At 73.5% G+C, this 6,375-nt stretch carries 7 protein-coding genes; all 7 read right to left on the minus strand.

The features are described from left to right. Positions 1–16: 16 nt before the first annotated feature. Positions 17–1,573: a phospholipase D family protein gene (locus ACTWQA_RS31635; RefSeq protein WP_443162671.1), complete on the minus strand. Its 1,557-nt coding sequence runs from the start codon at positions 1,571–1,573 to the stop codon at positions 17–19. Between the two features lie 10 nt (positions 1,574–1,583). Then, entirely contained in the window at positions 1,584–2,873 is a 1,290-nt protein-coding gene (locus ACTWQA_RS31640) for a sensor histidine kinase (protein ID WP_443162672.1), read from the minus strand. Next, positions 2,870–3,559 carry a response regulator transcription factor gene (locus ACTWQA_RS31645; protein WP_443162673.1) on the minus strand — a complete coding sequence of 230 codons (690 nt, stop codon included), beginning with the start codon at positions 3,557–3,559 and terminating at the stop codon, positions 2,870–2,872. Before ACTWQA_RS31645 ends, ACTWQA_RS31640 begins: the two co-directional genes overlap by 4 nt. A gap of 10 nt (positions 3,560–3,569) precedes the next feature. Next, positions 3,570–3,866, minus strand: a complete 297-nt coding sequence (locus ACTWQA_RS31650) for a hypothetical protein (protein ID WP_443162674.1) — start codon at positions 3,864–3,866, stop codon at positions 3,570–3,572. After that, positions 3,845–4,045, minus strand: a complete 201-nt coding sequence (locus tag ACTWQA_RS31655; RefSeq protein WP_443162675.1) for a hypothetical protein — start codon at positions 4,043–4,045, stop codon at positions 3,845–3,847. Before ACTWQA_RS31655 ends, ACTWQA_RS31650 begins: the two co-directional genes overlap by 22 nt. A gap of 14 nt (positions 4,046–4,059) precedes the next feature. Next, positions 4,060–5,376: a cytochrome P450 gene (locus tag ACTWQA_RS31660; RefSeq protein ID WP_443162676.1), complete on the minus strand. Its 1,317-nt coding sequence runs from the start codon at positions 5,374–5,376 to the stop codon at positions 4,060–4,062. Continuing rightward, positions 5,370–6,375, minus strand: a 1,006-nt coding sequence (locus tag ACTWQA_RS31665; protein ID WP_443162677.1) for an alpha-hydroxy acid oxidase, incomplete at its 5' end; no start/stop codon positions are given. The genes ACTWQA_RS31660 and ACTWQA_RS31665, both read right to left, overlap by 7 nt.

Genomic DNA, 6,375 nt, shown 5'->3' on the forward strand with positions numbered 1-6,375 from the left:
CAGATGCGGGCGCGGGCTAGAAACGCCCTGAGTGGCGCAGCGGCTGGGGGCGGCCGTCCGGGTCGATGGCGAACCGGTACATCGGCAGGGCCAGCAGTCTCTGGAGCCGCGACAGGGTCGGGGCCGGGTGCGGGCGCAGCCGGCCGGACGGGCGCGGCCCTGTGCGGCCGCCCCGGTGCCAGTCCTCGAGGCGGGACGCGGCGCGCGCGAACGCCTCGAAGGCGGCGACCGGGTCGCACAACCGGTCGTGTTCGTCCGAGGGCAGATCCAGGTGCTCGGCCATGAGGGTCAGACGCAGGTCGCGGGCGAACCGCAGCGCGCCGCCGGGTGGGCGGGGGTCCTCATGCTCGTCCAGGACCGCGCAGCTGAGCTCGGAGTCGTAAGTCCAGGAACGCAGGTTGACGTTGTCGGAGCCGACCTCCGCCCACACGTCGTCCACCACGCACACCTTGGCATGCACGTAGATCGGGGCGCCCGCGTGGTTCTCCAGGTCGTAGACGGCCACCCGGTCGCCGCCGGCCGCGCTCAGCCGCCGCACCGCGTCGGCGCGGCCGATCAGGCTGGCGGGAGCGGCCAGACAGCCGTCCTGGTCGGGGTGGCGCGGCACGACGACGATCATGCGGAGCCCCGGCTGGCGCTCCAGTGCCCGCGCGAACGGCTCGATCACGTCGGTCGACCACAGGTACTGGTCTTCCAGGTAGATCAGCGAGCGGGCGCGGGCCAGCACCTTGAGGTAGGCGTGGGCGATGCTGCGCTCGCCGTGCGGCGCGAACGGGTAACCGCGGCGCAGCGCCGGGTAGGTGCGCAGCAGCTGCACAGTGTGGTGGCCGGCGCGGGGCGGTGGGGGTCCGGGCGCGGGCAGGGCGGGGGCGTCGTCGAGGCGTTCGACGTAGTCGCGCAGGCGGCGCAGCGGATCGCGGGTCTCGGGGGCCGGGTCCTGCCAGCGTTCGCAGAACACCTCCGCCGCCTGCGCCACCGCGGGGCCGCTGATGGAGAGCTGAATGTCGTGCCAGGGCGGGCGGGGGCCGTACGCGGCGGGCATCGGGGCGGACTGCGGGTCGCCGGTGTGGCCCGCGTCGTCGCGGCGGCTGTGGCACAGGTCGATGCCGCCGACGAAGGCCACGTCCCGTTCAGGGTGGCGGTCGTGGCGCAGGATGACGAACTTCTGGTGGTGGGAGCCGCCCGGCTTGGTGCGCGTGTCCAACTGGGCCTGGCCACCGGAGACCTCGATCTCCTCGCCCAGGTGGCGGTTCTCGGCCGAGCTGAAACGCAGCCGGTCCAGGTGGGAGCGCCAGATGAGGCCGCGGACGACGGCGCCGCGTTCGGCCGCGGCCGTCATCGCCGCGCCCACGGTGGGCCCGTCGGGGGCGAGGCGCTCGTCGGGGTCGCCGCGCCAGTCGGCGAACAGCAGCAGGTCATCCTTGCCCAGCGCCTCCAGGCGGGACTTCAGCTCGGCGAAGTAGGTGGCGCCGTGCACGAGCGGGCGCACGTCGTTGCCGGGCGACCAGGGCTCGAGCCGGGTCGCCTGGTTACCCCGTTCCTCCGCGGTGAGGAACCAGTCCTCGATGCGCATCCGCTTCCGGCTACCCCGGCAGCGGATCCCTACGCGGGCTCCGCGCGGGCTCCGGCTCGGGGCGGGGCGGCGGGCCCGTGGTGTCCGCGGGGAGCCGGACGACGAAGACGGCGCCCGCTCCGGGGCGGCCGTCCGCGGTGATGGTGCCGTGGTGGCCGTCCACCACTTCCCGGACGAGGGCGAGCCCGAGCCCGTACCCGCCGCCCACGAACCGGGTGAACAGCCGCTCGGCGTCGGCGGGGTCGAAGCCCACGCCGTCGTCCCTGACCGTCAGCCGCACCACGTCGGCGTCGCTGGAGAGCGTCACCCAGATGTGGCCGCCAGGGCTCGTGTGGCCGAGCGCGTTGTCCAGCAGCGCCGAGACCACCCGCCGGAGCGCCGACTCCACGCCGCGCACGACGTGGTCGGCGGCGCCCTCGCACCTGACCTCGATGCTCACACCCCGCGCCTGGGCGCGGGCGCTCTCGGCCTCGGCCGTCTCCGCCGCCAGCGCGGCCACGTCCACCGGCCCGAACGGCCGGCGCAGCTCCTTGTGCTGGGCCGACCGCAGCAGGTCCTCGACCACCTCACCGAGCTGCCTGCTGCCGGTCACCAGCTGGTCCACCTCGTCGATGAGCAGGATGGGGTCCGTGCCGCCGCGCATCCTGCGCGCCAGCAGCTGAGCGCGGGTGCTGAGCCGGGTCAGCGGGGTGCGTAGCTCGTGGCTCACGTCGGCGGCGAAGCGCCGCTGCCGGGCCAGGGCCTCGCCGAGCGGGGCGATCGCGCGGCGGGAGATGACCTGGCCGACGAGTACGGCGGCCAGCAGGCCGGCGATCTCGGCGGCGGCGAGCGTGCGCAGCAGCCTGCTGCGTTCCGCGGCCTGGTAACGCAGGTCCATCGCGGCCTGGACGACGGCGTCGCCGCGGCGCTGGGTGCGGATCAGGTAAGTGCGTCCTGCCAGCTCGGCCTGCGTGACCTGCGGCTGGCCGCCGCGGCCGACCCGGTCCAGCTCCGCGTGCACCGGCAGTGCCGCCGGGGCGCCCGGCGAGGCGCGTACGGTGCCGCCGCGCTGCTCGTACAACCACACGCAGGGGGGCGGCTGGGCGACGTTGGCGCGCTCGGCCGCGGCGGCCAGCTCGCGCCGCGCGGAGGAGCTCTGCTGATGCGCCATGAAACACAGGACGAGCACGCCGACCAGCGCGAGCACGACCGAGATCGCGCCGGCGACCTGCACGGTGAGCCGCCGCCGCGCACGGCCCAGCAGCCGCCGCTCCGGATCGTGGCCCGGATCGGACGTGAAGGGCCGCCACCGGCCGTTCACAGCTCACCCAGGCGATACCCCACGCCGCGCACGGTGCACACGACCCCCTGCCCCAGCTTGTTGCGCAGGTAGTACACGTAGGTGTCCACGATCGATTCCTTCTGGGCGCCGTCGAAGACCCGCTGCCGCAGCGACCGGCGGGTGTGCACCTGCCGCGGCCGGGTGGCCAGGGCGCGCAGCAGCCGGCATTCCTGCCCGGACAGCGTCACCTGCTCCCCGCTCGGCAGCCGTACGAGGTGCGCCTCGGAGTCCAGCCAGCCCGCGCCGAGCGGCAGCAGGCCGGCCTGGTCGAGGTGCCTGCGGTGCAGGGCCCGCACCCGGGCCAGCAGTTCCTCGACGTCGAACGGTTTGACGAGGTAGTCCTCGGCGCCCGCGTCGAGTCCGGCGACCCGATCGGCGACCGTGCCGAAGGCGGTGAGCACGAGCACGGGCGTGGTCACCGCCTGCCGGCGCAGCCGCCGCAGCAGGTCGATCCCGTCCAGGGCGGGCAGGCCGCGGTCGACGATCAGCACGTCGTAGCCGCGGCTCAGGCCCAGGTGCAGTCCCCGCTGCCCCTCCAAGGCCAGATCGACCGTGTATCCCTGCTCGGTGAACAGGTCGGCCAGCATGAGCCCCAGTTCGCGGTCATCTTCGATCAGCAGCAGCCGACGGGAGGGCAGGTCGGCCGTGCCCGATGTCCCAGCCACCAGACCACGTTTACACCATGGTCGTGGAATTACCAGGTCCACTCTGTCCGGAAACCGGGACAGGGGGGCTGACCTGCGAGGCCATTCGGGATTGGACCGGACGGACGGCGTTTTCCGCGAAAGGTTCAAGCGTCCGCTCGAGGCGATCCGGCAGCGCCAGCTTGTAGAGGGGCAGGGCGGCGGCGGTGGTGAGCACGGCCACGAACGACTCCCGCCGGCTGAACCCCAGTTCCTGCATCGACAGCGCGCAGCCGAAGTATTTGCCGCAGAACCCGGCGGCCAGGATCAGCCCGAACGCCGGCAGCATCGTGCCGCCGGGAGCAGCACGCCGGCGACCATCTCGCCGAGCACCCGCGGCTGCATCACCATGAGCGCCAGCCGGCCGCAGATCGCCGAGGTGATCAGGATGACGACGAGGGCGGGCAGGACCTTGAGCACCAGGGCGAGGTTCGGGTCGGGTGCCGTGACCAGGGCCAGGAGGGGCATAGGGGGTTCTCCGCTCAACGGTCGAGGAAGTAGCGCTCGCACAGGCGCCGCCTGCGCGCGTCCCACACCATGTAGGTGCCGAGGACGAGCTGGACCAGGCTGCGCCAGACGTCCTCCCAGCTGTCGCGCAGGCGCATCCAGGCCAGCGCCGCCGGGCTCGGGCGGGCGGGTTCGGGAGTGTTCAAGGGGGTGAGCAGGCACGGTCCCCGGTTGGGCAGGGACCGGGTGTGGGCGGCGGACGAGGCGAGGGCGTACCTGCGCAGCACCTCCCGGGTGGCGGCGCGCATCATGATCGGCGCCAGCCGCCACGCGGGACAGGGACGGTTGGCGGCGACGCCGAACGGGATGTGGTTGAGCTCCTTGGCCGGCTGCTCGAAACGGCCGGGGTCGAAGCGGTCCGGGTCCGCCACGCCGGCCTGGTGGAAGGCCGGGTAGTTGAAGCAGAGCACGGACCCGGCGGGGATCGTGGTGTGCTCGTCGAGCTCGATGTCACCGGTGGTGACGCGGTGCGCGATGCCGAACAACGGGTAGAGCCGCAGGGTCTCGGCGATCACGTGGTCGAGGTAGCGGGGGCCGGCGTGCCGGGCCCGCTCCTGGACCTCCCGGTGCTGGGCGAGGACCATCAGCACGTGGGCCATGGCCTCCGACAGCTGCACGACGGCGGTGTTGAAGAACGTGCCCTGCAGGTAGAAGGCCTGCTCTTGCGGCGACAGATCGGCCGGCAGTGGGATGCGGACGCGGGAGAGCCGCCCGAGCAGGTAGCGGGTGAGGCGGTGGCGGCGCTCCATGTGGCGCAGGCCGCAGCACTTGAGCGCGGTGACGACGTCGTCGGCGTTGCCGACGATCAGCTCCCTGGCCTCGCGCGGGCACGGCTCGGCGAAGACCAGCTCGTAGGAGAACTCCGCCCAGATCGGCATCATCAGGTCCCGCAGCCGCACCTCGCCGTGGACGCCGTCCAGCGTGCGGGCGGCACAGCGGCGGGCGAGCTCCTCGGCCTCGGCCCGCGGCACCGCGAGCAGGCCGCGGGTGGTCCTGGCCACGGCGTCGTAGCGATCGCCCGCCTCCACGTGCTCCTGGTGCATCTCGGGACCGGGCGACAGCCAGTACCAGAACAGGTCCGACAGCGCCGCACCCCTGCTGCGCCCGCCGGCCATCGGGTGCGAGTAGACCTCCTTGAACCGGTCGACGCCGACCAGATCGCCAGGCACGGGAATGTCCTCGTCACCGTTGATGCGGTTGAAGACCTTCACCCGCAGCGCGACGACGCGGCCGGGCAACCACCACGGCAGGCTCGCCAGCACGGCCACCGCCAAGGCGATCGCGATCAGCATGGCCGCACCATGTCCGGGCCGAGCTCGTGGATGGACGCGCGGCCGCACAGGACGAGCGCGTGCTCGATCTCCGCGCGGAGCAGGCCGAGCACCCGCGACACCCCGCGCTGTCCGTCCGCCGCGAGACCCCAGATGACCGGCCGGCCGACCGCGACCGCGGCGGCGCCCAGCGCCAGGGCCTTGAGCACGTCGGTGCCGCGCCGCACGCCGCCGTCCAGCAGGACGGGCATGGCGCCGCCGACGGCCGCGACGACGCCGGGCAGCAGGTCGATCGTGGCAGGTGCGGTGTCGAGCTGCCGGCCGCCGTGGTTCGACACCATGATCGCCGAGGCGTGGTGGTCGAGCGCGAGGCGGGCGTCGGCCGGGTGCGTGATGCCCTTCAGCACGATCGGCAGCGACGTCATCTCCCTGAGCCGGTCGATGTGCTCCCACGACAGCTCAGGGGTCATGACGATCGGCCGCACCCGGTCCCCGTCTCTGAGGTTCTCGCAGCACAAGTGCTCGGGCAGGTCGTGGAAGCGGTTGCGCAGATCCCGCTCACGCCGCCCCAGCACGGGCGAGTCCACGGTGACGACCAGCGCCTTGCAGCCGGCCGCCGCGGCACGCCGCACGATCTTCTCGGTGAAGGCGAGGTCGGGCTGGATGTACAGCTGGAACCAGAGCTCGGCGCCCGGCGCCGCGGCCGCCACGTCCTCGATGGCGACGGTCGCGGCCATGCTGACGATCATGATGGTCTCGGCGGCGGCGACCGCCCTGGCCGTGGCCCGCTCGCCCTCGGGGTCGGCGAGCCGGTGGAACGCGGTGGGCGCCACCAGCACCGGCATGGCCGCGCGGCTGCCCAGTAGGGTGACGTCGGTCTGGAGCTTCGCGGCGCCGCGCAGCACCCGCGGCACCAGGGCGAGCCGGGCGAAGGCGGCCTCGTTGGCCCGCACCGTGACCTCGTCCCCGGCGCCGCCGGCGAAGTAGTCGTAGTGCGCGGGTTCGAGCCGGGCCCGGGCC

The organism is Nonomuraea sp. 10N515B (genome assembly GCF_052245915.1).
Classification (GTDB): Bacteria; Actinomycetota; Actinomycetes; order Streptosporangiales; family Streptosporangiaceae; genus Nonomuraea.

Coding starts and splice junctions, on each gene's coding strand:
- ACTWQA_RS31635 (WP_443162671.1), bottom strand. CDS start 1,573: ATGCGCATCGAGGACTGGTTCCTCACCGCGGAGGAACGGGGTAACCAG.
- ACTWQA_RS31650 (WP_443162674.1), bottom strand. CDS start 3,866: ATGCTGCCGGCGTTCGGGCTGATCCTGGCCGCCGGGTTCTGCGGCAAA.
- ACTWQA_RS31655 (WP_443162675.1), bottom strand. CDS start 4,045: ATGCCCCTCCTGGCCCTGGTCACGGCACCCGACCCGAACCTCGCCCTG.
- ACTWQA_RS31660 (WP_443162676.1), bottom strand. CDS start 5,376: ATGCTGATCGCGATCGCCTTGGCGGTGGCCGTGCTGGCGAGCCTGCCG.